The sequence below is a fragment of the Ruegeria sp. BG6 genome (genome assembly GCF_056538465.1).
In genome coordinates this window covers 766,466-792,421 of the sequence record NZ_JBQFTB010000001.1, presented here as the reverse complement: position 1 = coordinate 792,421, position 25,956 = coordinate 766,466, and the positions used below count along the sequence as shown (strand labels likewise).

Sequence of the window (25,956 nt, the reverse complement as noted above, 5' to 3'; positions counted from 1 at the left end):
TCTCCGCAGGTGTTCCCTTCACCTAATGCGGATTTGCGGCAGTTGCAAAGGGTCAGAGAAACGCAAGCAGCAATGCAGCTTGTGCGCCCCAGTAAAGCGGCCAGACCAGATATGGGGTCAGGGCCGTTGCGGGATGCCGGGGCGGAAGCAGGAACTTTTCGGTGGCCAGGATCAGGTCGGATGCGATGAAGGCCAGCGCTCCGGGAAGGGCCCAGCGTAATGCTCCGGTCTCGGGCAGGCTCAGAACCGTGATCCCCATCCCCAGAATGATCGGGATATAGCAAAGCACCGGGACTTTCAGATCACCAGCTCGTGGTGCCAGAAGTGTCGCCGCGACAATGCCCAGTAGAACCAGCGACCAGACATATCCTGGCCGGTCCAGGATCAGCGCCGGATCGCTGCTGGCGTGGGTCAGAAACAGGGCAATATAAGCCAGATGCCCGGCTGCAAAAGCACCGATCCCGGCCATGAACGTCGCCTCGGTCTCTTGCGACAGCAAAGCATCCCCGACGGCGCACAACGCCAGGGCCAGTATCAGGAGGGAAGGGGCGCCGGCAACCGCTGCGATCAGCGCCAGGATGGCAACCGATCCGGTCTTGAATGCCGTTCGCGTTAGGCTGGCCGGTTTCGGCGCCATCGGAAGGTAGGCGATTGCAAACAATGCGGCGATCCAGAACAGCGTTGTTGTCATCCCTTACTCTCCTGCCAGTGTCGGCTGTTGGTTCTGATGCAGTGTCAGCCTGATGTGCCGGGCAACTCAACCGGTGACGTCAAGGAAACCGGTCGCAGAATGCTGGTTGGCGTCGGATTGCGGCATCTGACAATATGAAACCATGATGAGGCATTTGGTGATTCTTCTGATTGCGTCCGCGCAGGCCGCAACCGCGCAGACTGCGCTATCGGCTGCAGAGTTCGATGAATACACACGCGGCAAGACCCTATTTTATGGGTTCCAGGGGCAGGTATATGGGGTAGAACGCTATCTGCCCGGGCGCAGGGTCATCTGGTCGTTTCTGGATGGCGATTGCAAGGAAGGTGTCTGGTACGAGCAAAATCAACAGATATGTTTCGTCTATGAAGACCGACCGGATCCTCAATGCTGGTTGTTCACCAGATCGGGTGGAAGGCTGATTGCGCGGTTCGAAGGTGACCCGCTGGAGACTGAATTGTACGAGGCTGATGACCGTGGCGAAGAAATGGTGTGCTATGGCCCGGAAATCGGAGTTTGAGCCTTTGATTAACGCGCACGCAGGCTTTCGTAGTTTATCATGACGTGATCGCGATAGGCCGGTCTGGCCGACAGGGTTTCATAGTATCGCCGTAGGTGCCTGAATGGTGCGCGCGGGATGTCGATGTCAAAATACCTGTACAAAATGTGGCCCAACTGGATGTCGGCCAGCGTGAAACTGGTCCCTGCGATATAAGCGCTATGCGACAATTCTTGGTTTGCAATGGCCAGCTTGTCTTCCAGCACATGCAGGGCAGCGGTGATCGCTGTTTCATCCCGGTCGGAGGGCGCCGTTCTAACGACTCGCCAGAAAACCGGCACGGTAAAATTCATGGCGACGTTCAGCTTTGCCCATTCCGCCCATTTGTCGACGGTTGCACGTCGGACCGGGTCGTCAGGCCAGAAATGGTCATCAGCATAGCGTGCAGCGAGGTATCGAAGGATCGCGCCCGTTTCCCAAATTGTTGTGTCGTCGTTGTCCTGTACCACCGGAATTGTCCGGTTTGGGTTGAGGGCCGCGAAGGCATCGCTGTCCAGCCCGCCAAATTCATGTCCGACGTCATGGCGGCGAAACGGCAGGCCCAGTTCGCCGACACACCACATCAGCGCCTGAACGTTGGATGATGTTTTGCGACCCCAGATTGTCAGCATGAGTCAGAAAAGCGATCCCTGATCCGGGGCGTCGGGTTTGGTTTTTTTGGCCGCTGGTTTGGCCGATCCGCCGGTTGTCAGACGACCATCAGAAAATTCGATCTCAAGAACAGGATGCCCGGCTGCCTGCGACTTGGTGGTGACGACCGCACCTTCTGCGCGAACCACAGCGTACCCTCGTTCCAGCGTCGCTTTGTAACTGAGCGTTTCGCGCAGCCGGTCGGTCGCGTCCAATTGTTGACGCAGCCTGTCCAGCCGGGATTTGTGCGCTGTATTCAGACGCTCTGACAGTCGGTTCAGGTTCTCGGTGCGGTTTTTCAGTTCCTGTCTGATCGGGCGCAGAGACAGGCGTGACGTCAGGTTGCGCCATCGGTCGCGGCGGGTTTCGACAATCCCGCGCAGGGTTGACGGGCGCAAATGTGCGGATGTGTCCAGCAATTTGACGCGCCGGTTCTGAACACCGCGGATCAGGGCGTTGGGCAGGCGGTCCGAGACCTGATCCAGGCGTTGCCTTGGTGTGTCGAGTAGGCTGTCAGCCCTTGGCAGCGCGCGTGACAAATCCCTTAAGCGCTGCGAACGGCGCTGCACGGCATCCGTTGCCGCCCGCGACAGACGTGCGCCTTGTTCGCCGGTCCAGGCAAGCAATTCCAGTCGCACGGGTACCGCCAGTTCGGCGGCAGCGGTAGGCGTAGGGGCCCGACGATCCGAGACGAAGTCGATCAGGGTCGTGTCCGTTTCATGCCCCACGGCGGAAATCAATGGAATCGCGGATGCGGCGGCAGCCCGCGCGACGATTTCTTCGTTAAACCCCCAAAGGTCTTCGATCGAGCCGCCACCGCGCGCAACGATGATCAGATCGGGGCGGGGTAAAGCACCGCCGGGCGTCAGCCGGTTGAACCCTTCGATTGCCCGGGCAACCTCGGGCGCGCAGTTGGCGCCCTGAACTGCAACCGGCCAGATCAGCACCTTTCGCGGGAACCGGTCGCGCAGCCGGTGCAGGATGTCGCGGATCACCGCGCCGGAAGGAGAGGTCACAACGCCGATGATCTGGGGCAGGTAAGGCAGGGGAGTCTTGCGTTCGGGCGCAAACAGGCCTTCCGACTCAAGCTGTTTCTTGCGTTTTTCCAGCAAGGCCATCAGCGCGCCTTGCCCGGCAACCGCAACTTCGTCGACGTTCAGATTGTATTTCGATTGCGCGCCAAAGGCGGTCAGCCGTCCGGTGACGACAACTTCAAGACCTTCTTCGGGCACAACGGAGAGGCCGGAAACCTGACCTTTCCAGGTTGTGCAAGCCAGGACGTTCCGGTCATCCTTGATGTCATAGTACAAATGCCCCGAACGTGCTTTGAAGACGCGACCGACCTCGCCGCGCACACGGATTCGGCCAAACGCACCTTCGAGGGTCCGTTTCACTTCGCCCGAGATGTCCGAAACAGTGTATTCAGGGGTATTCTGGCCGGGAATTGGGTCGTCTAGCAGGTCGGACATTTCAGCGCCTTGTTTCAAATGCTCACCCAGCTTAGAACGCCGCGCAGGCAAGGCCAAGCAGATCGGAGAGCATTCATGAACATCCTTATTCTCGGCAGCGGCGGGCGCGAGCACAGTCTGGCCTGGGCGGTGCTGCAGAACCCCAAATGCGACCGTCTGATCGTGGCACCCGGAAATGCCGGGATCGAGCAGATCGCCGATTGCGCGGCGCTGGATATCGAAAACGGTGGCGCGGTTGTCAGCTTTGCCGAAGAAAACGCGATAGATTTCGTGATCGTTGGGCCCGAAGCCCCTTTGGCGGCAGGTGTTGCCGACCGGTTGCGGGAAGCGGGCGTCCTGGTTTTTGGACCGTCGGCCGGTGCCGCACAACTTGAGGCATCAAAGAGCTTTACCAAGGAAATTTGCGATACCGCGGGTGCCCCGACAGCGGCTTATGCCCGGTTCACTGAGGCCGGTCCGGCCAAGGACTACATCCGGACCCAGGGTGCGCCTATCGTCGTCAAGGCGGATGGTCTGGCTGCGGGCAAGGGCGTGATTGTGGCAATGGACGAGGACACCGCGCTGGCGGCCATCGACGACATGTTCGGTGGCGCTTTTGGCGGTGCCGGAGCCGAGGTCGTGATTGAAGAGTTCATGGAGGGCGAAGAGGCCTCGCTTTTCGTGCTGTGTGACGGTGAGGATATCCTTTCCATTGGCACTGCGCAGGACCACAAACGGGTTGGAGAGGGCGATACCGGGCTGAACACCGGCGGCATGGGCGCATACTCTCCCGCACCGGTTTTGAACGCCGAAGTCGAAGCGCGTGCGATGGAAGAGATTGTGCGCCCGACCATGGCCGAGATGAAACGTCGCGGGATGCCGTTTCAGGGCGTGCTTTATGCCGGGTTGATGATCCGGGACGGGCAGCCGAGGTTGGTCGAATACAATGTTCGTTTCGGCGATCCGGAATGCCAGGTTCTGATGATGCGACTTGGTGCGCAGGCGATGGACCTGATGCACGCAGCCGCCGAGGGGCGTTTGCGCGATACACAAGTGAATTGGGCAAATGATCATGCGATATCGGTTGTCCTGGCTGCAGAGGGATATCCGGGGACCTATGAAAAAGGTTCGGTGATCCGGGGGTTGGATGACCTGCCGGAAGATAGCAAGAACATGGTGTTCCATGCCGGAACCAAGTCTTCTGAAGGGCGGATTACGGCGTCGGGCGGGCGGGTTCTGAATGTCACGGCACGTGGCGGATCGCTGCAGGACGCGCGAGATAGGGCTTATGCGATGATCGATGCGATAGACTGGCCCGAGGGTTTCTGTCGGCGGGATATCGGCTGGCGGGCACTGTAAGCTCTGGCAGAGGTCTCGTGGCGGGCTGCGCCCGTCACGGGTTCTTGATCAGGGGGCTTTGCCCCCTCGGTCTGCGTCCTCACCCCCAGGATATTTTTGGCCAGATGAAGGGGCGGATCAGCAGTTAAGGGCTTGGGCGAGGCTGTCGCGGCCTTGGAAGGGTCCCAGATCTGTTGAATGCCAGCCATTGTCATACGTGACGCTGACAATACGAGACCAGTTCCCGTCGGCCAGTATCAGCGAGGGAATGTCCCCGCAGGAGCGCAGGCCGCCAGATATGAAATCTTCGCCGATGCGATGGTTTGTCAGATCGGGAATTGTTGCGATCTCGGTCATTTGGTTGTTCTCGAAACGCCAGATCCGTAGCGTTTTCGCCAGATGAGGGCGGTCGACATAGGCGATTTCGACATGGCCGTCGTTGTCCAGGTCCGCAGCGCCGACCGGTGCTAGCCAGCGGAAACGGGTGCCGATGTAGGGCGTGGCCGCGATCAGGCCGCCGCCGTTGTAGATTGCAAGCCGGGCACCCTTGTCGCGATGGCTTTCGACGACAAGGGCTTCGCGATGGCCGTCGTTGTCAACGTCGACCAGGCGCGGCCGGATGTCTTCGAAAACACGTTCTTCTGGAAGCCGTATAGTATACTGCGTCGATCCGGGTGCGTATTGCAGGACCAGCGCGCCGTATTCAATCTGATCACCCAGAACACCATGGGGGTATCGCGCCGTGGGTTCGGAGTATTCGGCCGAGCCCAGTGGTTCATACTGCCACGGTTGCTGCGATTGTGCCGTGACCGGACATACACCGAGTGCGATTGCGACGGCGACGACCGGTCTGGCTGGCATCAGATCTGTTTTTCCGGCATCTGCACGACCAGACCGTCCAGAGCATCCGTGACCTTGATCTGGCAGGTCAGTCGCGAGCGGGCCGGATCGGGTTCAAAGGCAAAGTCCAGCATGTCTTCTTCCATGTCGTCCTTGGCCGGGATTTTCTCGACCCAGTCGGGGTGAATGTAGACATGGCAGGTCGAGCAGGCGCAGGCGCCGCCGCAATCGGCCTCGATGCCGGGGATGTTGTTGTCACGGGCCCCTTCCATGACGGTCAGTCCGTTGGCGACCTCGACAGTGTGTTCGGTACCGCCATGCTCGACATAGGTGATCTTTGCCATTGCGTACGTCTTCCTTTTGCGATGTTCGAAACCTTCCTTAGTCAAGGCATTTAGCTCTTTCCAGCCTCATTTGCGACTCGGCGTGCCGCGACTGGACTTTCTTGTCATTTGTTCTATTTTTGTTCTCATGCTTGTTGTCCCTGTTCGCCCCACAGATCAAAACAGCGATTGGCCGCGCCCGCCCGCCTGCCTGCCTGCCGGCCAACTGAACGCCCCGCCCGAAGGTGCGCGCGTGACGGTGGCGGGGCTGGTGATCCTGCGGCAGAGACCGGGGACGGCCAAGGGGGTGATATTCGTCACGCTTGAGGATGAGACCGGCATCGTCAACGTGGTTGTCTGGCGCAAGATCTACGAGCAATTCCGTCGCGCGGTGATCTCGGGGCGGTTGTTGCGGGTAACGGGCCGGATGCAGCGGGCGCATTCGGTGACCCATGTGATCGCGGAAGAGATTGAGGATATCTCGGGGATGCTGGATGTGCTGGTGCGGGGGGAAGGATAGGTCGGCCTTACGGACAAAGTGGACGCTTGCCGGTTGCAAGACTTGCGGTCCGGCGCTCATGGATACGTACATTATGATCCATGTGTGAGTATAAGGCGCTTTTCCGCCGCTTTGACGCCGGTTGGTCGACTCTCCGATGCCGGAAGGGTACTTGCAAGCATCTTTGCGCGTCGGCCTTTGTCAAAGCCTGGGCTTGACTGTGCACCACTCAACGTCTTCTCGAAGTCAGTCCGGATGCCTAACGTAACACAAAATGGATCGCTCAAAAAAAATGTCCGACCGGATGAGAGCCAGATCCACGATCGTTTTGTCGAACTTTCAGAGTTCACGCGATCAAAAGGATATGTACACACCGCCAGAATGATCGAAGAGGCACTGAATGCTTACGCCTTCGAACGCAGGCACCTTGGAATTGCAACAACTTACCTCTCAGAATTGCAGCAGCAGAAGGGCGTTGAGTTGTCACGGTCGGAGGAAGAAACAGACCGGAAACAGCATTCGGTTCCAAACTTCCGCTCTGCGCGGTTGAAAAAACCGATTGGCGTGCATCTCAAAAAGACAGAGCGTTCAGTCGGCCCAGCTCAAACAACAGAGAACGGGCATGCGGCTTTTGTCCTTACCGCCCGGATGCGTACGGACGGCAGCAATGCTGCGCAAATGCGCAAGGGTCTCCGGAAAAACAAGCTGATGCCTTTGCCGGCGGAGCCTGAATTCCTGTTTCGCTAGCGGTCTTTGGTATGGCCAAGGTAAAAACAGCGATGATCATTGAAAACCCAAAGCGACTTCCGAAAACCATCACCGCTTGAATAGCACCCCTTGCGATTGCTTGTCCCGGTGATCCCCGCGCAAATCGGCATGTAGCGCGCGACCGGCCTGCACGCCGGGGCGGGCACTGACGGCTTCCAGCCAGCGCGCAAAATGAGGCTTGTCCTCAAGCACTTGCTGTTGACCTTCCCACAGGCTGGCCCAGCCCCAGATTGACATATCGGCGATGGAATAAAAATCGCCCGCGACGTACTCGTTTTCCGCCAGCCGTCGATCCAGCACGCCATACAAACGCCCAACCTCTGCCCGGTAGCGGTCCTTCGGATAGGGGTGGTCCTGCGGCGGGTCCATGTTCGGGGCGTATTTCAGGAAGTGGTGCGCCTGACCGGCCATGGGGCCGACGCCGCCCATTTGCCACATCAGCCATTCTTCGACGGCAATGCGATCACGCTCGGTTTCGCCATAGAACCGGCCCGTCTTGCGGGCCAGATACATCAGGATCGCGCCGCTTTCGAAGACCGAAACCGGGGCGCCGCCCGGGCCGTCGGGGTCGACAATTGCGGGCATGCGGTTGTTCGGCGAAATCTTCAGAAATTCGGGGTCGAACTGATCACCCTTGCCGATATTGATCAGATGGGTTGTGTAGGGCAGGCCCATCTCTTCCAGGGCAATGGAAACCTTCCAGCCATTCGGTGTCGGCCAGAAATACAGATCGATTGGGTTGGTCATGGCTCCTCCGTGTATCGGCGATCATGCGGCTTTCTGCCGGTTCGGCAAGAGGCGGTTACGAAAGCGTGACAGAACCAAGCGCAGCCTTGACGAATAGCGGCCCGAGGCGTATGGCAGCACAGAGCTACGTGGCGATTTGTTACCGGATTGCGGGCCACGCTAAACAACACCGCTAAAAGGTCAGGATGAAAGACCCCTTTCGCTTGGCCGCGTCTGGGGTTTTTTGTTTGCCTCCCGCGTCGGGGGCGGAAAGGAAAAAGATGAGCGAGACCTGGAACAAACGCACTCAAGCCGTTCATGGCGGTATTCGCCGCAGCCAGTATAACGAGGTCAGCGAAGCGATCTTTCTGACGCAGGGTTTCGTCTATGACACTGCCGAGCAGGCCGAGGCGAGATTCATCGAATCCGGCCCGGATGAGTTCATCTATGCCCGCTATGGCAACCCAACCGTGGCGATGTTCGAACAGCGCATCGCCGCTTTGGAAGGCGGTGAAGATGCGTTTGCCACCGCTTCCGGCATGGCGGCCGTGAACGGCGCGCTAACGTCGATGCTGCAGGCCGGTGACCATGTTGTTTCGGCCAAGGCGTTGTTTGGCTCCTGTCTGTATATTCTTGAAAACATCCTGACGCGGTATGGCGTTGAGGTGACGTTTGTGGACGGAACCGATCTGGCCGCGTGGGAGGCTGCGATCCGGCCTGACACCAAGGCTGTTTTCTTCGAATCCATGTCGAACCCCACGCTTGAGGTCATTGATATTGCCGCAGTGTCCCGGCTTGCTCATGCGGCCGGTGCCGTTGTTATCGTCGACAATGTGTTCTCGACCCCGGTCTTCTCGCGCGCGATTGAGCAGGGTGCCGACGTGGTTGTGTATTCAGCCACCAAACACATAGACGGGCAGGGGCGTGCTTTGGGTGGTGTGATCATCGGCACTAAGGAATTCATCCGTGGCACGGTCGAGCCGTATCTCAAGCATACAGGCGGCGCGCTGAGCCCGTTCAACGCCTGGATCATGCTGAAAGGGCTGGAAACAATGTCCTTGCGCGTAAACGCGCAGGCCGAGACGGCGCAGACAGTTGCGGAAGCGCTTGAAGGGCATCCTGCTCTGGTTCGCACATTGTATCCGGGGCTGAAAACCCATGCGCAAAACGCGCTTGTTCAGGATCAGTTGGGCGGCAAGGGCGGAACGGTTCTGTCGTTGGATATCAAAGGCGGAAAAGAAGCAGCCTTTGCATTCCTGAATGCCATGACCATTCCGGTGATCTCGAACAATCTGGGTGATGCGAAGTCGATCGCGACACACCCCGCCACAACCACGCACCAGCGCCTGAGTGAGAAGCAGCGGGATGAGTTGGGCATCACGCCGGGCCTGATCCGCCTTTCAATCGGGCTGGAAGACCCGACAGATCTTCTGGCGGACATTCAACAGGCGCTTGCGGCATCGCAAAAGTAGACAGATGCACCCTGTGGCTTGCAGTCGCCGCAGGGTGCACGTGCCTCAGGCCCGTCCGTAGAAACCCATCCGCTCGGTATCCGAAAACGTGACACCGGGATTTTCGTAATAGGAAAACACGGCAATTATTCGTGGCTTGCTTCCTGCTACGGGTGTCACCCGATGGGCGGTATTCTTGCCCTTGAACACGTTCAGGGTTCCGGGGCTGAGGGAAATAACCCGACTGTTTTCATCGTTGCCGCTCAGCAGTTTTGCAACGCCGTCATAGTTCGGGTCGTTTTCACTGCGCAGGTCTTTCCGGTACTCAAAAGCGCCACCCTGATCCGGTGCCTGCAACAGCATCGTTGTGGTGAACTCTGACCGGTCAAAATGCCAGTTCAGGGCCTGACCCTCGCGATAGGACATGACGTTCACCCGGGCCAGAGGGTCGTCCATCACGTGTAGTACCGGCTTGTTCATCGTTGCGGCCAGAAAATGCGCGAATTCCGGCCATTCGTACAGCTTTATCAGTGAGGTATCCTGAATCTGATCGGCGCAGAGCGTCCGGTTGGACGTATCGAATTCCTGCAGCGCGGGGTGATCTTCGGGCAATTCCTCAATCTTCTTGAAATAAATGTTGTGGCGGCGCTGATGCAGGAAGGCGTCGTAATCAAAGCGTGGCATCATTTCTGACACTGTGAACTCGGAGACCTCCGGGCGCAGCAATCCTTCGAGATTGAACAATCCTTGCTGTGCAAGCTCCTGACGACAGGTCTCGACAAGGCTTTGCCACGCTTCGCTGCCGGGCTGGTCCAGCGGGAATCGCTCCAGATCGAGTATGTCGCGCATAACGGCCTCGTTCATCGGTGGTCTTGGCGTTTTTACGGACAACCTGTGACTTCGCCACTCGCAATGCTATCCTGTTTGCGACAGGCACCTGCGGCCGAGCAAGGGGCAACCTGTCCAAAACGAGGCATCAAATCCTCGCCGCGTTTCGCTGAATATAGACGGTTTCACGCAGATTTATTCAATCCGGTCTGGTATCTGGTGCGTACTAAAGGGGACTGGAAAAGAACAGAAACCTTCTATATTCCTGCGTCGACACAAGGAAACCCTGCGTATGAACGTATATCCCCGTGACCTGGAGAATTCTCCCGACCGTGACGAAGCCGAGGCGGCCCTTAACGTTTTGCGGCGATGGGCGTCATCCGCGACCGAAGCGGAAATCAGCCAGCTTGACCCGTCGATTGCACGTCTGATCCCGGGGCTTGTGCCGGTCAATTATCCGTCTCTTTCGCGGCAATACCCCGAGGATTTCAAGGTTTATGAGGCGTACAAAGCCTCGCTGCCCGATCTGCAGAACGGTCCGTCCAGCCTAATCCGGGGTGCCAAACAGCGGATTCAGCATGTGGGAATCTCCAATTTCCGCTTGCCGATCCGCTTCCATCGCAAGAAGGGCCATGACCTGATGCTAGAGACATCAGTGACAGGTTCGGTAAGCCTTGAGGCCGAGAAAAAGGGCATCAACATGTCCCGGATCATGCGGTCATTCTACAAATACGCCGAGAGCACGTTCAGCTTTGAGGTGATGGAAGCCGCGCTCAACGACTATATGACCGACTTGGACAGTCTGGATGCGCGAATCCAGATGCGGTTTTCATATCCGGTTAGGGTGGAAAGCCTGCGTTCGGGCCTGTCCGGCTACCAGTATTATGACATCGCGCTGGAACTGGTTGATCGGGGCGGGGAACGCCTGAAGATCATGCATCTTGACTACGTCTATTCCTCGACCTGCCCATGTTCGCTGGAATTGAGCGAACATGCACGCGCATCGCGGGGGCAACTGGCGACACCGCATTCGCAGCGTTCGGTCGCGCGAATCTCGGTCGTTGTCGACAGTAAGGCTGATTGCCTGTGGTTCGAGGATCTGATCGCCCTGTGCCGTCGCGCGGTTCCGACCGAAACTCAGGTCATGGTCAAGCGCGAAGATGAGCAGGCGTTTGCCGAACTGAACGCCGCCAACCCGGTTTTTGTCGAGGACGCTGCCCGGTTGTTCTGTGCTGAACTGCTTGCGGACCATCACATCGGTGATTTCCGGGTAGTTGCCAGCCATCAGGAAAGCCTGCACAGCCACGACGCGGTGTCCATTCTGACAGAAGGGCCGACCTTTGCAGCGGCCAGTTTGGATCCCCGGCTGTTTACCACATTGTTCCACGTCGGATGATCTGCCTGATTTAAGGGCAGTTTTCCGAAAATAGGTTGCGGTGTGGCGATTTTTTGCCGCACCGCAGCAATATTTCTGCACAAGCACATATATCCGGGTAGTCTGCAAGACAATGCAGATGCAGCATGATCGCACCAGGTGGTGCGACACCTTAAAGGATGCCGGGACGTGCAACGCCTTGGATTGCAAATTCGGTCTGCCGCCCAAAGGGCCCGAGCCGGGGAAGCGCCTTTGCTCTGTCTTTGCCTGCATCGCTTTCAGAGGAGAATTAGTAGATGAACCCGATTTCCGGACCATTGGAACTTCAGGCTGCGGCCGTGCGTGTGGCTGGCTATGCCATGGTCAATCAGATGAAGATCATGCAAATCATGACCCGCTCTGCGATCGAGTTGCCGTTAGCGCCATTGCAGGCATTGCGCGCGGCGGCGTCAGAGTCTTCTGCGGTGGAACTTGAAAAGGAACCAGTTCGGGCAAAGCCAGCAGCAAAACCAAAGGCAGTGGCAAAACCAAAGGCAGCGGCAAAACCCAAGACCCGGGCAAAACCCAAAGCGCAGGCAACGCCAAAGGCACCTGTTGTCAGAGCGTCGTCTCTCACGCCCAAACCGGTGGCAAAGAAAGTGGAACCTAAGACCGCGCCGGTCGCCAACGCTGCCACGCCGAAACCGGCCAGCGCAAAATCGTCCGCTACTATGGCCAAGGCGCCGACGCCCAAGAAGCCAGCGGTCAAGCCGGAAGCGGCAGCAAAGCCTCAAACCATTAAAGTGGCGGCACCCAAGTCGCAGGCGGGCAAGACGGCCGAGGTGATGACAGCCAAACAGCCGGAGGCCGAGCCAAAGCCTGTCGCGCGTCAAGCAAGCAAGGCACCCGAGGCACCAGCGGCGGCAAAACCTAAAACCGCTGCCGAACAGCCGGTGCGGCGCACCCGGGCACCTTCCAAACCGCCCGCGATGCCAGTTCAGGCACCAAAATCGGACAGTTGAACCCGACATCCGCTTGACACAGTCGTGCAGGCGCGCCAACGCTGCGCCTCATGACGGATATGCGCCCGGTTGGATATGTGATTGGCCTGTTGGTCGCCATTCTAGGGGCGACCATGCTGCTGCCGTTGCTTGCTGACCTGATCGAAGGGCGGGGCGAATGGAATGTCTTTCTGGAAAGCGCCGTCATTACCGTTATGACCGGCGTGGTCCTGGCCATGAGCTGTTCAAACGGTGTGGGCGAGGGGCTGACAATCCGCCAGACCTTTCTGCTGACAACCGGCGTGTGGGTTGCCCTGCCGGTGTTTGGCGCCATTCCGTTCATGTTCGGCGAAACCGAACTGCGTTTCGTTGACGCCTATTTCGAGGCCATGTCCGGCCTGACTACGACAGGGTCCACGGTTCTATCGGGCCTGGACGGCATGCCCACTGGATTGCTGCTGTGGCGCGGAATCCTGCAATGGTTGGGCGGGATCGGAATCATCGTGGTTGCGATGGTGTTCCTGCCCGAACTGCGCGTCGGGGGGATGCAGATCTTCCGCTCGGAAGGGTTTGAGACCATGGGAAAGATTCTGCCGCGCGCGCAAGAGATCGCCGGGCAGATTTCCATGATCTATGTTGTACTGACTCTGATTTGTGCCCTGGTCTATGCAGCCTTCGGGATGAGTTTTTTCGACGCCGCCGTGCATTCGATGACGACCATCGCGACCGGAGGATTTGCCAACTACGACAGCTCATTCGCCGTATTCTCGGGTCCGACGGAGTATGCCGCTGCCGTTTTCATGATCCTGGCTGCACTGCCATTCGTGCGGTATGTGCAACTGGCCAATGGCAACACCGGTTCGCTTTGGCAAGACAGCCAGATTCGCGCCTTTCTGGCGACCATTGCGGTGTTGGTCGTTGTCATGACCGTCTTTCTGACGACCGTGTTCCCGCACCATTGGGAAAGAGCCTTGCGGGAATCGCTGTTCAACATCACCTCGATCATTTCCGGCACGGGCTATGCCAGCGTCGACTACATGGGTTGGGGCAACTTTCCGATTATGCTGTTCTTTCTGATCGGTCTGATCGGTGGCTGCGCGGGCTCCACGGCCTGTTCGATCAAGGTATTCCGGTATCAGCTTTTGTTCGCGTCGATCAAAACACAGATCAGCCGCATTCGTTCGCCACACGGCGTGTTCACACCGCAATATGACGGCCGCCCCATCAGCCGAGATGTTCTGACCTCGGTCATGAGCTTCTTCATGTTCTTCGTGCTGACGATGGGTGTCCTGTCCTGGGCGCTGGCTCTGACCGGGTTGGATTTCATTACATCCGTGTCCGGTGCTGCAACCGCACTTGCCAATGTCGGACCGGGCCTGGGCAATCAGATCGGACCGGCCGGCAATTTCGCGGGGTTGAGCGATACGGCGAAATGGCTGCTGATCACGGGTATGCTGGTCGGTCGGCTTGAACTGCTGGCGGTTTACGCGATCTTCACCGTTCAATTCTGGAGAAGTTGATGAAAAGAACCCTTGGTGCGCAAATCTCACATATGCTCAGGGATCGTGGCGTAGATGTGATCTTTGGCATTCCGGGCGTACATAACCAGGAAATGTATCGCGGTATCGAAGAGGCGGGCATCAAGCACGTGCTGGCGCGGCACGAGCAGGGGGCGGGCTTTATGGCCGACGGCTATGCTCGTGCTACCGGGAAACCGGGCGTGGCTTATGTGATTTCCGGACCAGGGTTGTGCAATATCATGACGCCGATGGGGCAGGCTTATTCCGATTCCGTCCCGATGCTGGTCCTGTCCTCCTGTCTGGATGAGGTAAATGCCCAGCGGGGCCAGCTGCATCAAATGAAGGATCAGCGGGCCGCCGCAGAAACCGTGGCGGATTGGTCCTGCCTGGCCAACACCGCCGACGCGGCCTTTGGCCTAGTCGAACGCGCGTTCGAAGAGTTTGAGCTGAAGCGCCCCCGCCCCAAACACATTCAGGTGCCGATCGCACAGCTTGAGGCTGAGGCTGACCCGGCGCCGTTCCCGAATCAGCCCGGGCTCAGAACAAAAGTGCTGCCACCTGATATCGCGCCGGTCCTGTCGATGCTGAATATCTCGCGCCGCCCCCTGTTCATTCTGGGCGGAGGGGCGCATTCAAATCTGTGGCGGCAGATATTGACGCAACTGGGGGCGGCATGCTTCACAACTTTTGCGGGGCGGGGCATGGCTGGCACCGGTTACGCTCTGGATTTCGGGGCGATGCTGACACGACCGGGCAGCGCCGATGTGATTGCGTCAGCGGATCTGGTTGTCGCCGTTGGGGCGGAACTGGGGGAAGTAGATCTCTGGCGCGACAAACTTGGGCACACATCGCAACTGATCCGCGTCGATCTGGACCCCGAGGTTCTGTCAGACCGGCATCGTGCAGCGATCAAGCTGCAGGCGGATGGTGAAAGCTTTGCGAAAACGCTTTGGGCGGTGTTGGATAAGGTGAAACCGGCAACTGGTTGGACTGCCGAGGAGGTGGCCAGTGCCCGTACCAAGTGGCGGGCCGAAATCGACGCCGAACGCCCCGGGATCGCCGTAGCGATTGATGTGATGCGCGCGGCTTTGCCTGCAGACACGATGATTTACTCGGATATGACGCAGTTTGCCTATGTCGCAAAGGAACTCTGGGACATGGCCTATCCGTATCACTGGCATCACCCGACCGGGTTCGGCACGTTGGGATATGCGTTGCCTGCGGGCATTGGCGGCGCGATTGCCCGACGCGGCAAGCCCACGGCCGTGATCGCCGGGGACTATGGGGTCCAGTACACGATGCAGGAATTGGGCGTGGCGGTCGAACTGGGTTTGTCCCTGCCAATCATTCTGTGGGACAATGGCAAGCTGAAGGAAATTGAAGACAGCATGGTGCACAGCCAGATTGCGCCGAATGCCGTTGAGGCTCGCAATCCAGATTTCTGCAAGCTGGCCGAAGCATTTGGCGCGTTGTCGTCCCAACCCAACTCGGGGGTCGGCCTGCAATCCGCCATCCGTGCGGCGTTTGATGTGCCGGTACCCACGCTGATCCGCGTCACACCGGACATATTCTGAAGCTTCGGAAAACAGATATGGCGCCGCCTGGTCTGGCGACGCCATTAGTGGAACCTAACGGTTTCTTAGTCCCAGCAGTGAACCAGAACAGTCATTCCGGTTGCGCGGCGGTTCAACTCGTTTGGTGAAATTTCACCGACTGCCTGCCCAGGCTGACCTGCAACACCGGCTTTATCCAGGACTGTACGCAGTCGATCAACCGAGGCGGCAAGACTGACCGAGTCGGGCAGGGTGCGACCTTCAGAGGCCTTAGGCAGAAGCATCCCGACCACGTTTCCGCTGTCGTCGAACACCGGACCGCCTGCATCGCCGGGCTGTGCGACCAGTGTAAGACGTTTTATTCCATCTTCGCCATTCAGGCCCCGCACATCGGCGACTTGACCGAAAGTCAGTGTTGGTGCACCCAATGCGCCCAGATAGGAAAAGCCAGATACGGCCACTTCGGATCGGATACGAGGCTCATCTGCGCTGAATTCGGCCACGCTCATGGGGGCAAGTGCCCGGCTTGGGCGCAACACGGCCACGCCTAGATCGGCATCGTCCCACGCCACCTGAACCTCCTGATCGTCGTCCAGGGTCATACGGGTGCAGTTGTTTGCCACTTCCGAAACCGTCAGAACCGTACCGTTGGCAGCGGCGAAGAAGCCCGAGCGGGACAAGCGCGGTTTACGCACCTGCAAGCCTGAAACCAGGTCGATCCGCTGTTCCGCATCCGCGCCGGCACCGGCGTCAAGGACCGCATCCCTTGTGGTAAAGCTGGCGTTGATGGAGGCCAGTACGCGTGCACGGCGCGCCTCGTCCCCTTCCGGCCAGACCAGGGTGAAGCCCTTGATCTTGCCATCCTTCAATGCGGCCTGCGTGTAGGATACAATCCCTTTCCCGCGGCCTTCCAGCGTGAAGCGATCGCCCCGCAGGGTGCGCGGGCCGTTCAGCGGAACAATTTCCAACGACTGCATCACCTCGTACAAAGCGCGCAACGTCGCTTTGTCACCTTCCTGGCTGATCAACAGCACCTGTGCATTTAGATCTGAGGTCGCATTGAAATGCGCAAACGGTGCTTCGTAGCGGTCAAAGGCCACAACACCCAGCGGCAAGTCCAGTTCAATACCGGCCTGCGGGTCTGCGTAACGCTTCATGCCAACGCTGATCAGCGGTGCATTGTAGTCATCCATCAAGGCCTTGCGCTGCAGCGCCGTCAGAACGCCGGTGGTTTCAAACCCATTGAAGCGCTGCCATTCGGCCATGGAACGGCGTGTACCCTGACCAAATGCCCCGTCGATCGTCGAGTCATAGAACCCCTCTGACTGCAATGCTGACTGCAAGTCTTTGCGTTCCTGCGCGGTCAGCAGACGTTCGCCCTGCAGAGCTTGCGATCGGGTTTCATCGGTATCTTGTGGTGCCGCCGCAGCTTGCGGCTGTTCTGTTTGCGCCTGGGTTTGAACCGGCGGCGTTACCGCGCCCCGATCCAGAACGTTCGCACCAACTGGCCAGAATTGCGGCCCCAGCGCGTTCGAAAAGGCAATGAAACTGTCCGACGGGATTTGACCCTCAGCCCGGTAGACCTGTAGAACCTGATCCGCATCTGATCGTAAATAGGGTCCTATTACAATGGCATACCAGCCGCTGTTAAGGCGAAAACCGTTCACGTCGGGCAGGGTATTTGCATAGATCTGCGCCCGATCCTGCGCCGCCTGCAAGGTCGGTTGTGCCTCGATCTGGACCCAGACACCCGTATCCTGTTGCGCAAAAACGGCGCGTACGCCAAGTAGAAAAAGAAATGCAATTGAAGTGAATATGCGTGCCATTGTCCGCCTGTGTTTCGCAGAGTTTTTTCAGCCCGGAGAATACGCCAAATCGGCCTCGGAACGCCATGGCCAGATTACGGGGAATTTCCAGTGTGGCCGCACAGAGACATGACGAGCCCACTGGCCCGTTGACGCCCCCGGACCCCTTGCATAGGAAGGGCAAAACCGACCGGAAACGGATGCTGCGGCGTCCAGGGGAAATGTCATGACCGAACCGTCCAGCGCTCCACGTTCATTTCAGGAGATCATCCTGAGGCTTCAGACCTACTGGGCCACCAAAGGATGCGCCATTCTGCAGCCCTATGACATGGAAGTTGGAGCTGGCACGTTTCATCCTGCCACGACGCTCCGCTCGCTGGGGTCCAAACCCTGGGCTGCGGCCTATGTGCAGCCCTCGCGCCGTCCCACTGATGGACGCTATGGCGAAAACCCGAACCGGTTGCAGCACTATTATCAGTATCAGGTGCTGATCAAACCCAGCCCGCCCGATCTGCAGGAGTTGTATCTGGGCAGCCTCGAGGCGATCGGCATCGACATGGAATTGCACGACATCCGATTTGTCGAAGATGACTGGGAAAGCCCAACTCTGGGCGCATGGGGTCTAGGCTGGGAAGTCTGGTGCGACGGGATGGAAGTCAGCCAGTTCACCTATTTCCAGCAGGTCGGCGGGCATGATTGCGCGCCGGTCTCGGGTGAACTGACCTATGGGCTCGAGCGTCTGGCGATGTATGTGCTGGGCATCGATCACGTGATGGATATGCCGTTCAATGACCCGCAATCGCCCAGCCCTTTGACCTATGGCGACATCTTCAAACAGACCGAAGAGGAATACGCCCGCTGGAACTTCGATGTGGCCAATACCGAGGTATTGCTGCGTCACTTCGAAGAGGCCGAGGCAGAATGCGCCGCCATTCTGGCGCAGGAACATGACGATCCCAAGACCGGGAAGCGTATCATCATGGCGCACCCCGCTTATGACCAGTGTATCAAGGCCTCGCACATCTTCAACCTGCTTGATGCCCGTGGCGTGATCTCGGTAACGGAGCGTCAGGCGTATATCGGGCGTGTGCGGGCGCTGGCCAAACAATGTGCGGATGCGTTTGTTCTGACCGGGGCCGCCGGTCACGCGGGCTGATGGGCCGGTCAGGCCAAGCCGGGAAGCAATGCCTTCAGGCCGTCCGCGATCATGCCGATTGCGATGGCCGACAGGATCATGCCCATGAACCGGCTCATGATCACGCGCGCGTTGTCAGACAGCCGTTTTGCCAGGGCCGTGGCGTTCCAGTACGTGATCAGAAGCAACGACACGACTGCAAGAAAAACACATGTGTACACAATGGCTTCGGTCGGGCTTTTGATGCGATGAGCATACAGGATCAGGGTTGTAATCGTTCCGGGACCAACGAGAATGGGAAATGCAAGCGGGTAAAAAGCGACCGCTTCAAGCGTCGCATAGGATTGCTTTTCATTCTGCGTGCCATGGTGCGAACTGCTTTCGTTACCGTTCAGCATGTTCAGCCCGAACATCAGAACGACAAGGCCCCCGGCAACGCGCAGGTCGTCCACGCTTATGCCAAAAAGACCCAATACCTGACTGCCGATGACGGCAAACCCTCCACCCAGGATCAGGCAATAGACGGCGGTCTTGATCGCAACTTTGCGCTGGTCGGCGACGGACAGGCTCTGTGTGACGCTCAGGAACACCGGCAAGTTGGTGACCGGGTTCATGATCGCGAAAAGCGCGCCAAAAAAGCCAATGGCAAGGGTCGTTTCCATTCAGGGTGCCTCGATCAGTTCTGCAATCTGCGCGAGGTTGTCTTATTTTCAACGATGAATGAAGAGGCAGCATGAGCGAAACAAGAAAAAGTTCGGCCGGAAAGGTCCTTGTTGTCATTCTGTTGCTGTGCGCGGGCATCGCGGGCATCAGCATGTATTATTTGCAGATTTACGGGTTCTATTACGATGTCGAAGCGAAACCCGGCAAGGATGTTGTTCTGACGGAAATCGAAACGAACCAGCCGGTTGCCATCAATTACAGCGCATTTCAGGCGATTGACGCAGATAGTTCGCCGATCCGCTATCGCGCCTGTTTCGAAACAGAGCTGACATTGGAAGATTTGTCCTCTGCCTTCATGCCTGCCGACGATCCCGAACCGCTAACCGCGCCCGGTTGGTTTGACTGCTATGATGCCGTGGCCGTCGCCGATGCGCTGAAGACCGGACATGCGCGGGCGTATATCGCCATCAAAAACGTCCATTTCGGGGTCGATCGCATTGTGGCCGTGACCGATGGCGGGCAGGGCTATGTCTGGCACAGGCTGAACAATTGCGGCGAAAAGGCTTATGACGGGACAGTTGTAGGCGAAGAATGTCCGCCGCGGCCACAGGAGTAAGAGGTTCATTTTGGTTGATACGGTCCAGATCCCCGATTTCTTGACAGCGACGCTGGGATTTGCGGTTTACCTGATCGGTGCCGAGATCAACGCCCGGGTCGCAGCCCTGCGTCAGTTCAACATCCCCGAACCGGTAACTGGGGGGCTGCTGGCGTCGCTCGTTGTGTTGCTGCTGTATTTGGTGGCGGGTCTTGAACTGTCCTTTGGTTTGGCGGCGCGGGACTTTCTTCTGGTGCTGTTCTTTGCCGGGATCGGATTGAATGCCCGATTGTCGGATCTGATTGCGGGCGGCAAGCCCCTGTTTTTGCTTCTTGTCCTAACTCTGATCACAATCGTTGCGCAAAACGTCATTGGCGCGGCTGGGGCTGTCGTGTTCGGGTACCCGATGCAATCCGGAGTATTGTTTGGCTCTGCGGCGCTGATCGGCGGTCACGGTACTGCAATCGCATGGGCCCCGGAAGTGGGCAGGGCCACCGGTCTGGATGGCGCAACTGAACTTGGTGTGGCCGTAGCCACGCTGGGTCTTGTATTAGCTGCGCTTGTTGGTGGCCCCGTCGCTCGGTTTCTGATCGAAGGGCGCAAGCTTAGCCCGGATCGGCCGGAAGAAGAGCACACCGTCGGTCTGCCGGACAATCCGAATGAAGCGAGCGCCGGAATAGATCACCTGACGGTGATGCGCGTTTTGCTTCATCTGAATCTGGCCATCATTCTTGGCTATGCACTCAGCGAAGTCATCACGGCAGCCGGGCTCAAACTGCCATTGTTCGTGCCCTGCCTGATCATGGGCATCGTGATCGCCAACGTCCGTTCAGCCATCGCGCCCTCAGCCCCTCCGGTTGCGCGAACGCCGTCGCTGGCGCTGATCTCCGAGTTCGCGTTGGGTGCCTTTTTGGCCATGTCACTGATGAGCCTGCAATTGTGGACTATTGCGGAACTTGGAATGGCCATCGCCGTAATCATGACCGCGCAAACCCTGTTTGCGGTGGTATTCGTTATCTGGGTGCTGTTTCCGATCATGGGATCGAATTACCGCGCTGCAGTGCTGGCTGCCGGGTTCGGAGGTTTTGCGCTGGGTGCCACTCCGACCGCCATCGCAAATATGACCGCCGTGACCAAGCGATATGGGCCGTCGCCTATTGCCTTTATCGTGCTGCCCCTTGTATCCGCATTCTTTGTGGATATCGCCAACGCCATCGTCATCCAGACGATTGTGAATTTCTAAGGACCGAAAATGCCCGACCTGCTGATCGAACTGTTTTCCGAGGAAATCCCCGCACGCATGCAGCGCCGTGCGGGTGAGGATCTGAAAAAGAAGGTTACAGATGGTCTGGTCGAGGCCGGTCTGACGTATGCCGGGGCCGCAGCAATGACCACTCCGCGCCGTCTGACCCTGGCGGTCGAGGGGTTACTGGCCGAAAGCCCCACAATCCGGGAAGAGCGTAAAGGCCCCAAGGTCGGCGCACCGGACAAAGCCATCGAAGGGTTTTTGCGCGGCGCGGGCCTGACCCGCGATCAGTTGGAAGAACGCGAGACACCCAAAGGTGCGGTGTATTTCGCAACCATCGAAAAGCCTGGTCGGGCGGCTGCCGATATCGTGGCCGAGGTGCTTGAGGCTACAATCCGCAATTTCCCTTGGCCCAAATCGATGCGCTGGGGCAGTGGCCCGATGCGCTGGGTACGCCCTTTGCATTCGATCCTGTGCATCCTGACCGACGAGGCCGGTGCGCAGGTGGTTCCGCTTGAGGTCGAGGGGATCACCGCCGGGGACAGAACCGCCGGCCATCGCTTCATGGCGCCGGATCGTTTCTCGGTTTCGTCTTTCGAGGACTATTCGGCCAAGTTGAAGCGAGCCTTTGTTGTACTGTCTCCCGAGGAACGCGCCGAGCATATCTGGAATGACGCGCAGAACCTTGCCTTCGCTGCCGGTCTTGAGGTGGTCGACGACAAGGGCCTGCTGGCCGAGGTTGCCGGGCTGGTCGAGTGGTCCGTGGTTCTGATGGGACAGATCGACGAGGAGTTCCTGGAATTGCCGCCTGAGGTTCTGCAAACCTCGATGAAGGAACACCAGAAGTTCTTCTCGGTCCGCAATCCCAAAACGGGTCGGATCGAACAGTTCATTACCGTTGCGAACCGTGAAACCGCTGATAATGGGGCAACCATTCTGGCCGGGAACCAGAAGGTTCTGTCGGCGCGTCTGGCAGACGCCAAGTTTTTCTGGGAGAACGACCTGCGCGTTGCCAAATCGGACATCGCCCAATGGACCCGCGCGCTGGAGAATGTGACCTTCCACAACAAACTGGGCACGCAGGCCGAACGTATCGACCGCATCGCCGCGCTGGCCCGCGAACTGGCCCCGGTGACCGGCGCGGACGCCGATCAGGCCGAGAAAGCCGCGCGTCTGGCCAAGGCTGATCTGAATTCCGAGATGGTCTATGAATTCCCCGAACTTCAGGGACTTATGGGCCGCTATTACATCGCGGCCGCAGGCGAAGACCCCGCCGTGGCCGCCGTGGCGCAGGAGCACTACTCGCCGCTGGGTCCGTCGGATGACGTGCCGACCGCGCCGCTGTCGGTGACCGTCGCGCTTGCCGACAAGCTGGACACACTGACCGGGTTCTGGGCGATTGATGAAAAGCCGACCGGATCGAAAGACCCATTTGCCCTTCGCCGCGCGGCGTTGGGCGTTATTCGGCTGGTGCTGGATAACAATCTGCGTGTTCGGATGGACCGTTTCTTCGACAGCCAATTGGTTCGAGCGGAAAGTGCTATCAACGACGCGCTGCCGGAAGCGAATACACGCGTTCTATTGGAAAAAATCGCCGAGCACGGCGTATTTGGTGCGGCCTTCCAGACAGTCAAAGAAGGGCTTGAAGGATCACCTGCGGCGGCGTTTCTTGAGCTGGAGAAAAAGGTTCCAGACGCATCTGACGATCTCCTCTCCTTCTTCCATGACCGCCTCAAAGTCTTTCTGCGTGACGAGGGCATCCGCCACGACATCATCGACGCCTGTATCGCGATGGACGGCAATGACGATCTCAACCTGCTGGTCAAACGCGCCCGCGCGCTGAACGAAGTGATTGCGACCGAGGATGGGGAAAACCTCGTGCAGGGGTTCAAACGCGCCAACAACATCCTGACGCAAGCCGAGCAAAAGGACGGGGTGGAATATTCCTACGGTGCAGACATCAAATTCGCCGAGACCGACAGCGAAAAGGCCCTGTTTGCCGCGTTGGAGCAGGCACAGGCCGAAATCGAACCCGCACTGAAGGCCGAGGACTTTCCAAAGGCGATGGCTACCATGGCCGCATTGCGCGGCCCGGTCGATGCGTTCTTTGACGAGGTTCAGGTGAATACCAACAATGATATTCTCCGCCGCAACCGTCTGAACCTGCTCAGCCAGATCCGCCGGGTTTGTCTGGGTGTCGCCGACCTGAGCAAGATCGAAGGCTGACCCAGAACTCACTTGCGCCAACAGTGTTTGCGCTTATGCTGCGGTGAAATCAAAAGGTGCCGCAGTGCAGAATAACCCGCATACAACGCTGATCACATCCGACGCGCCAGTCGCCGCCCACACCCATGGCGGCCGGGCGAAATGCCTGCAACGTCTGGTCCGGCTTGACCTGCCGGTCCCGCGCACGGTCGCCTTGTCATTCGATGCGGTGCACCGGATCGCCGAAGGTCATATCCCCGACATCGCCGCCATTCTAGAACAGTTCGAACCGACTGCATTGCTGTGTGTGCGTCCCAGTTCCGAGGACCCCGACTGGGGCGGGCCGGGCGCGGTTCTGAACATCGGCATGAACGACGCCCGCTATGTTGACCTGTCCGACAAGATGGGAGCTGAAGCAGCGGCCGCACTGTATCTGCGTTTTGTCCAGAGTTATGCCATCCATGTCGCCCGGCTGGACCCTGACCTGTTTGATGATATCGATCTCACCGGCCGCGAAGGTTTGCGCCAGTCTTTGCGGGCTTACGAAGATGAAGCCGAAGAGGCCTTTCCGCAGGATCGGGGCGAGCAACTGATCGGTGTTCTGCGTTCGATGGCCCGAGCCTGGGATGGCACTTCTGCGCGTTTGCTGCGCCAGGCCAAGGGTGCACCGGCTGACGCCGGCCTTGGCCTTGTCATTCAGGAAATGATACCGGGCGTCGGGCAGGGGGAATGCGGTTCCGGAGTTCTGCAGCTTGTGGATTCCACGACCGGGCTGCCGCAGATCACGGGCCGTTACCTGAGTCAAAGCCAGGGTCGGGACGCTTTGGGTGAAGATGTGGCGGCGCTGTATCTCGAAAAAGATCCGCGCGGCTTGTCGCTCGAGGAACTGGCGCCCGAGGCCTTTGACAACTTGAAATCTCATGCCGCGCTGATGCGCGAAAAGCTGCGTGAGGAAATGCAGGTCGAATTCGTTATCGAAAACGGGCATGTGCATATTCTGGACGGGGTACGCGTTCAGCGCAGTGCGCGCGCCGCGATGCGGATAGCCGTGCGTCTGGCCGAAGACGGTATTGTGCCGCCGCAGGACGCGGTGATGCGCGTTGATCCGCACTCATTGAACGAGCTGCTGCACCGGCAGGTACACCCCAAGGCAGAGCGGGACATCCTGACCACCGGGATCGCCGCCAGCCCGGGTGCGGCAACAGGCAAGATTGTTTTTACCTCCGCCGAGGCACAGGCCAGTGCCGCGCGTGGCGAGCCTTGCATTCTGGTGCGGCGCGAAACTGCGCCCGAGGATGTGCGCGGCATGCATGCCGCAGTGGCAGTGCTGACGGAAAAGGGCGGCATGACCAGCCACGCAGCGGTAATCGGGCGTGGTCTGGGTCTGCCGTGTATCGTTGGCGCTTCGGAGATGCGGTTCCAGACAAAAAAGAAGTTGCTGACCGCTCCGGACGGGCGTGTTTTCCAAACTGGTGACGAACTGACAATTGATGGCAGTTCGGGTCAGGTTCTGGCCGGTCGGCCTGCTATGCTTGAGGCCGCGTTGGACGATTGTTTCCAGACACTGATGGGTTGGGCCGACGCCGAGCGCGATATTGCAATCCGCGCCAACGCAGACACGCCGGCGGACGCACAGACCGCGCGGAATTTCCAGGCGCAGGGCATCGGTTTGTGTCGAACCGAGCATATGTTTTTCGATCCCGGTCGGCTTATTGTCATGCGCGAGATGATATTTGCGCAGACCTCGTCGGGTCGTGCGGCTGTGCTGGAGCGTTTGCTGCCGATGCAACGCGAAGATTTCGTACAGCTTTTCCGGATCATGGAAGGGCAACCTGTCTGCATCCGTCTGTTCGATCCGCCATTGCACGAGTTCCTTCCAACCACTCGTACAGGGCAACGTGAGCTGGCCGAAGCGCTTGATCTGCCGGTGTCGGATGTCGAGCGGCAGGTCAATGCGATGACTGAATACAACCCGATGCTGGGCCTGCGTGGCGTGCGTCTGGGGGTTACGGTGCCTGAAATCTATGACATGCAGGCGCGGGCCATCTTCGAGGCCACGATCGAAGCCAGTATGGATGGCGCGGCAGTCGTGCCCGAAGTCATGATTCCGCTGGTTTCCGCCCGGCGCGAGGTCGAGCTGGTGAAGTCCCGTATCGACTCCGTGGCTGCCGCCGTCGCCTCGGAAAAGGGGCAGGAATTCGAATACAGACTGGGCGTCATGGTGGAAACACCGCGTGCGTGCCTGCGTGCGGATGAAATCGCACCACAGACCTCGTTCCTCAGCTTCGGAACAAACGACCTGACCCAGATGACCTATGGGCTGTCACGCGACGACGCGGGAAGGTTCATGTCTGCCTATGTGCGCCAAGGTGTGTTTGTCGAAGATCCGTTTCATGTTCTGGACCGCGACGGCGTCGGCGAGCTGCTGAAACTCGGGGCGGAACGCGGGCGTGCCGCGCAGCCGGATGTCACACTTTCGGTCTGTGGCGAACATGGCGGAAACCCCGAATCAATCTCGATTTGCCGCGATCTGGGTTTTGACTATGTGTCCTGTTCGCCCTTCCGGGTGCCTGTCGCTCGGCTGGCTGCCGCTCAACTGGCGATTTCGTCCAGACTTGGGGGTTGACAAGGGTCGCAAGCCCTAGGAATAGTGGTTTTGGAAGGACCTGTGGTCGAAAAAACTCGACCCCGCAGGCAATTTTCCTCTTGCATTTTTTTCAGATGTAGACCTTTCGCCCTCAGTGCGTTAAGAGCCTCATC

Annotated in this window: 23 protein-coding genes and 1 riboswitch; of the genes, 14 read left to right on the top strand and 9 right to left on the bottom strand. The window is 58.7% G+C overall.

Annotated features, from left to right (window positions below; all coding sequences use genetic code 11):
- Positions 1 to 52: 52 nt before the first annotated feature.
- A complete protein-coding gene (locus ACR0JW_RS03930) occupies positions 53 to 691 on the bottom strand; it encodes a lysoplasmalogenase (RefSeq protein ID WP_170676517.1) in 639 nt (212 codons plus the stop codon).
- 145 nt (positions 692 to 836) lie between these two features.
- On the opposite strand from ACR0JW_RS03930, the gene ACR0JW_RS03925 reads away from it, so the two are divergent.
- Entirely contained in the window at positions 837 to 1,229 is a 393-nt protein-coding gene (locus ACR0JW_RS03925; protein WP_170677679.1) for a hypothetical protein, read from the top strand.
- 8 nt (positions 1,230 to 1,237) lie between these two features.
- Here ACR0JW_RS03925 and ACR0JW_RS03920 read toward each other — a convergent pair whose 3' ends face one another.
- Together ACR0JW_RS03920 and xseA are read right to left on the bottom strand one after the other, a co-directional pair.
- The gene (locus ACR0JW_RS03920; protein WP_170676519.1) at positions 1,238 to 1,879 is read right to left on the bottom strand and encodes a glutathione S-transferase family protein; all 642 of its coding nucleotides are present in this window, start codon (positions 1,877 to 1,879) and stop codon (positions 1,238 to 1,240) included.
- A gap of 3 nt (positions 1,880 to 1,882) precedes the next feature.
- Positions 1,883 to 3,367, bottom strand: a complete 1,485-nt coding sequence (xseA, locus tag ACR0JW_RS03915) for an exodeoxyribonuclease VII large subunit (protein WP_170676521.1) — start codon at positions 3,365 to 3,367, stop codon at positions 1,883 to 1,885.
- A 75-nt stretch (positions 3,368 to 3,442) separates the two neighbouring features.
- Here xseA and purD point away from each other — a divergent pair, with 75 nt between their 5' ends.
- Positions 3,443 to 4,705, top strand: coding sequence for a phosphoribosylamine--glycine ligase (gene purD, locus ACR0JW_RS03910; protein WP_170676524.1), 1,263 nt, complete (start codon positions 3,443 to 3,445; stop codon positions 4,703 to 4,705).
- Between the two features lie 117 nt (positions 4,706 to 4,822).
- On the opposite strand, the gene ACR0JW_RS03905 is transcribed toward purD, so the two are convergent.
- On the bottom strand, positions 4,823 to 5,545 hold the full coding sequence (locus tag ACR0JW_RS03905; RefSeq protein WP_170676526.1) for an FG-GAP repeat domain-containing protein: 723 nt from the start codon (positions 5,543 to 5,545) through the stop codon (positions 4,823 to 4,825).
- Complete coding sequence (locus ACR0JW_RS03900; RefSeq protein ID WP_170346586.1) at positions 5,545 to 5,868, bottom strand: 2Fe-2S iron-sulfur cluster-binding protein; 324 nt, start codon at positions 5,866 to 5,868, stop codon at positions 5,545 to 5,547. Before ACR0JW_RS03900 ends, ACR0JW_RS03905 begins: the two co-directional genes overlap by 1 nt.
- Positions 5,869 to 5,995: 127 nt before the next feature.
- Between ACR0JW_RS03900 and ACR0JW_RS03895 the strand changes: the two genes are divergently transcribed.
- Positions 5,996 to 6,367 carry an OB-fold nucleic acid binding domain-containing protein gene (locus ACR0JW_RS03895; RefSeq protein ID WP_170676528.1) on the top strand — a complete coding sequence of 124 codons (372 nt, stop codon included), beginning with the start codon at positions 5,996 to 5,998 and terminating at the stop codon, positions 6,365 to 6,367.
- A 234-nt stretch (positions 6,368 to 6,601) separates the two neighbouring features.
- Positions 6,602 to 7,093 carry a hypothetical protein gene (locus ACR0JW_RS03890; protein ID WP_480713596.1) on the top strand — a complete coding sequence of 164 codons (492 nt, stop codon included), beginning with the start codon at positions 6,602 to 6,604 and terminating at the stop codon, positions 7,091 to 7,093.
- Positions 7,094 to 7,162: 69 nt separating this feature from the next.
- Here the strand turns inward: ACR0JW_RS03890 and ACR0JW_RS03885 are convergent, their stop codons facing one another.
- A complete protein-coding gene (locus tag ACR0JW_RS03885; RefSeq protein ID WP_170616480.1) occupies positions 7,163 to 7,861 on the bottom strand; it encodes a glutathione S-transferase N-terminal domain-containing protein in 699 nt (232 codons plus the stop codon).
- 118 nt (positions 7,862 to 7,979) lie between these two features.
- Positions 7,980 to 8,057: riboswitch (SAM riboswitch) on the top strand.
- Positions 8,058 to 8,121: 64 nt separating this feature from the next.
- Here ACR0JW_RS03885 and metZ point away from each other — a divergent pair.
- Complete coding sequence (gene metZ, locus ACR0JW_RS03880) at positions 8,122 to 9,312, top strand: O-succinylhomoserine sulfhydrylase (RefSeq protein ID WP_170676532.1); 1,191 nt, start codon at positions 8,122 to 8,124, stop codon at positions 9,310 to 9,312.
- Positions 9,313 to 9,357: 45 nt separating this feature from the next.
- On the opposite strand, the gene ACR0JW_RS03875 is transcribed toward metZ, so the two are convergent.
- Complete coding sequence (locus ACR0JW_RS03875) at positions 9,358 to 10,155, bottom strand: HalD/BesD family halogenase (protein ID WP_480713595.1); 798 nt, start codon at positions 10,153 to 10,155, stop codon at positions 9,358 to 9,360.
- Between the two features lie 256 nt (positions 10,156 to 10,411).
- Between ACR0JW_RS03875 and folE2 the strand changes: the two genes are divergently transcribed.
- The 4 genes from folE2 (at position 10,412) to ACR0JW_RS03855 (ending at position 15,568) form a co-directional block, all read left to right on the top strand.
- The gene (gene folE2 / locus ACR0JW_RS03870) at positions 10,412 to 11,515 is read left to right on the top strand and encodes a GTP cyclohydrolase FolE2 (RefSeq protein ID WP_170676534.1); all 1,104 of its coding nucleotides are present in this window, start codon (positions 10,412 to 10,414) and stop codon (positions 11,513 to 11,515) included.
- A 275-nt stretch (positions 11,516 to 11,790) separates the two neighbouring features.
- Positions 11,791 to 12,495: a hypothetical protein gene (locus ACR0JW_RS03865; protein WP_170676536.1), complete on the top strand. Its 705-nt coding sequence runs from the start codon at positions 11,791 to 11,793 to the stop codon at positions 12,493 to 12,495.
- 50 nt (positions 12,496 to 12,545) lie between these two features.
- Complete coding sequence (locus ACR0JW_RS03860) at positions 12,546 to 13,994, top strand: TrkH family potassium uptake protein (RefSeq protein ID WP_170616471.1); 1,449 nt, start codon at positions 12,546 to 12,548, stop codon at positions 13,992 to 13,994.
- Positions 13,994 to 15,568 carry a thiamine pyrophosphate-binding protein gene (locus ACR0JW_RS03855; RefSeq protein WP_170676538.1) on the top strand — a complete coding sequence of 525 codons (1,575 nt, stop codon included), beginning with the start codon at positions 13,994 to 13,996 and terminating at the stop codon, positions 15,566 to 15,568. Before ACR0JW_RS03860 ends, ACR0JW_RS03855 begins: the two co-directional genes overlap by 1 nt.
- A gap of 65 nt (positions 15,569 to 15,633) precedes the next feature.
- Here ACR0JW_RS03855 and ACR0JW_RS03850 read toward each other — a convergent pair whose 3' ends face one another.
- Entirely contained in the window at positions 15,634 to 17,373 is a 1,740-nt protein-coding gene (locus tag ACR0JW_RS03850) for a serine protease (protein WP_480713594.1), read from the bottom strand.
- A 205-nt stretch (positions 17,374 to 17,578) separates the two neighbouring features.
- On the opposite strand from ACR0JW_RS03850, the gene ACR0JW_RS03845 reads away from it, so the two are divergent.
- Positions 17,579 to 18,508 (top strand): glycine--tRNA ligase subunit alpha, encoded by a 930-nt coding sequence (locus tag ACR0JW_RS03845; protein WP_170676542.1) that lies wholly within the window; start codon positions 17,579 to 17,581, stop codon positions 18,506 to 18,508.
- Between the two features lie 8 nt (positions 18,509 to 18,516).
- Here the strand turns inward: ACR0JW_RS03845 and ACR0JW_RS03840 are convergent, their stop codons facing one another.
- The gene (locus ACR0JW_RS03840) at positions 18,517 to 19,149 is read right to left on the bottom strand and encodes a MarC family protein (RefSeq protein ID WP_480713593.1); all 633 of its coding nucleotides are present in this window, start codon (positions 19,147 to 19,149) and stop codon (positions 18,517 to 18,519) included.
- A 71-nt stretch (positions 19,150 to 19,220) separates the two neighbouring features.
- Between ACR0JW_RS03840 and ACR0JW_RS03835 the strand changes: the two genes are divergently transcribed.
- Genes ACR0JW_RS03835 through ACR0JW_RS03820 form a run of 4 tightly spaced genes read left to right on the top strand, consistent with a single transcriptional unit; the run spans position 19,221 to position 25,822 of the window.
- A complete protein-coding gene (locus ACR0JW_RS03835; protein WP_170676546.1) occupies positions 19,221 to 19,766 on the top strand; it encodes a DUF6446 family protein in 546 nt (181 codons plus the stop codon).
- Positions 19,767 to 19,776: 10 nt separating this feature from the next.
- Entirely contained in the window at positions 19,777 to 20,988 is a 1,212-nt protein-coding gene (gene gltS / locus ACR0JW_RS03830) for a sodium/glutamate symporter (RefSeq protein WP_170676548.1), read from the top strand.
- A gap of 9 nt (positions 20,989 to 20,997) precedes the next feature.
- A complete protein-coding gene (gene glyS, locus ACR0JW_RS03825) occupies positions 20,998 to 23,217 on the top strand; it encodes a glycine--tRNA ligase subunit beta (protein ID WP_480713592.1) in 2,220 nt (739 codons plus the stop codon).
- 43 nt (positions 23,218 to 23,260) lie between these two features.
- Positions 23,261 to 25,822, top strand: coding sequence for a pyruvate, phosphate dikinase (locus tag ACR0JW_RS03820; protein WP_170676552.1), 2,562 nt, complete (start codon positions 23,261 to 23,263; stop codon positions 25,820 to 25,822).
- Positions 25,823 to 25,956: the final 134 nt, after the last annotated feature.

What these genes read in the sequence shown, in the direction of transcription:
- ACR0JW_RS03890 (WP_480713596.1), top strand. Translation starts at nt 6,602, where the DNA reads ATGCCTAACGTAACACAAAATGGATCGCTCAAAAAAAATGTCCGACCG.
- ACR0JW_RS03875 (WP_480713595.1), bottom strand. Translation starts at nt 10,155, where the DNA reads ATGAACGAGGCCGTTATGCGCGACATACTCGATCTGGAGCGATTCCCG.
- metZ (WP_170676532.1), top strand. Translation starts at nt 8,122, where the DNA reads ATGAGCGAGACCTGGAACAAACGCACTCAAGCCGTTCATGGCGGTATT.
- ACR0JW_RS03840 (WP_480713593.1), bottom strand. Translation starts at nt 19,149, where the DNA reads ATGGAAACGACCCTTGCCATTGGCTTTTTTGGCGCGCTTTTCGCGATC.
- ACR0JW_RS03900 (WP_170346586.1), bottom strand. Translation starts at nt 5,868, where the DNA reads ATGGCAAAGATCACCTATGTCGAGCATGGCGGTACCGAACACACTGTC.
- ACR0JW_RS03865 (WP_170676536.1), top strand. Translation starts at nt 11,791, where the DNA reads ATGAACCCGATTTCCGGACCATTGGAACTTCAGGCTGCGGCCGTGCGT.
- ACR0JW_RS03845 (WP_170676542.1), top strand. Translation starts at nt 17,579, where the DNA reads ATGACCGAACCGTCCAGCGCTCCACGTTCATTTCAGGAGATCATCCTG.
- xseA (WP_170676521.1), bottom strand. Translation starts at nt 3,367, where the DNA reads ATGTCCGACCTGCTAGACGACCCAATTCCCGGCCAGAATACCCCTGAA.
- ACR0JW_RS03905 (WP_170676526.1), bottom strand. Translation starts at nt 5,545, where the DNA reads ATGCCAGCCAGACCGGTCGTCGCCGTCGCAATCGCACTCGGTGTATGT.
- ACR0JW_RS03930 (WP_170676517.1), bottom strand. Translation starts at nt 691, where the DNA reads ATGACAACAACGCTGTTCTGGATCGCCGCATTGTTTGCAATCGCCTAC.
- purD (WP_170676524.1), top strand. Translation starts at nt 3,443, where the DNA reads ATGAACATCCTTATTCTCGGCAGCGGCGGGCGCGAGCACAGTCTGGCC.
- ACR0JW_RS03925 (WP_170677679.1), top strand. Translation starts at nt 837, where the DNA reads ATGAGGCATTTGGTGATTCTTCTGATTGCGTCCGCGCAGGCCGCAACC.
- ACR0JW_RS03920 (WP_170676519.1), bottom strand. Translation starts at nt 1,879, where the DNA reads ATGCTGACAATCTGGGGTCGCAAAACATCATCCAACGTTCAGGCGCTG.
- ACR0JW_RS03895 (WP_170676528.1), top strand. Translation starts at nt 5,996, where the DNA reads ATGCTTGTTGTCCCTGTTCGCCCCACAGATCAAAACAGCGATTGGCCG.
- folE2 (WP_170676534.1), top strand. Translation starts at nt 10,412, where the DNA reads ATGAACGTATATCCCCGTGACCTGGAGAATTCTCCCGACCGTGACGAA.
- ACR0JW_RS03860 (WP_170616471.1), top strand. Translation starts at nt 12,546, where the DNA reads ATGACGGATATGCGCCCGGTTGGATATGTGATTGGCCTGTTGGTCGCC.
- ACR0JW_RS03885 (WP_170616480.1), bottom strand. Translation starts at nt 7,861, where the DNA reads ATGACCAACCCAATCGATCTGTATTTCTGGCCGACACCGAATGGCTGG.
- ACR0JW_RS03850 (WP_480713594.1), bottom strand. Translation starts at nt 17,373, where the DNA reads ATGGCACGCATATTCACTTCAATTGCATTTCTTTTTCTACTTGGCGTA.
- ACR0JW_RS03855 (WP_170676538.1), top strand. Translation starts at nt 13,994, where the DNA reads ATGAAAAGAACCCTTGGTGCGCAAATCTCACATATGCTCAGGGATCGT.
- glyS (WP_480713592.1), top strand. Translation starts at nt 20,998, where the DNA reads ATGCCCGACCTGCTGATCGAACTGTTTTCCGAGGAAATCCCCGCACGC.
- ACR0JW_RS03835 (WP_170676546.1), top strand. Translation starts at nt 19,221, where the DNA reads ATGAGCGAAACAAGAAAAAGTTCGGCCGGAAAGGTCCTTGTTGTCATT.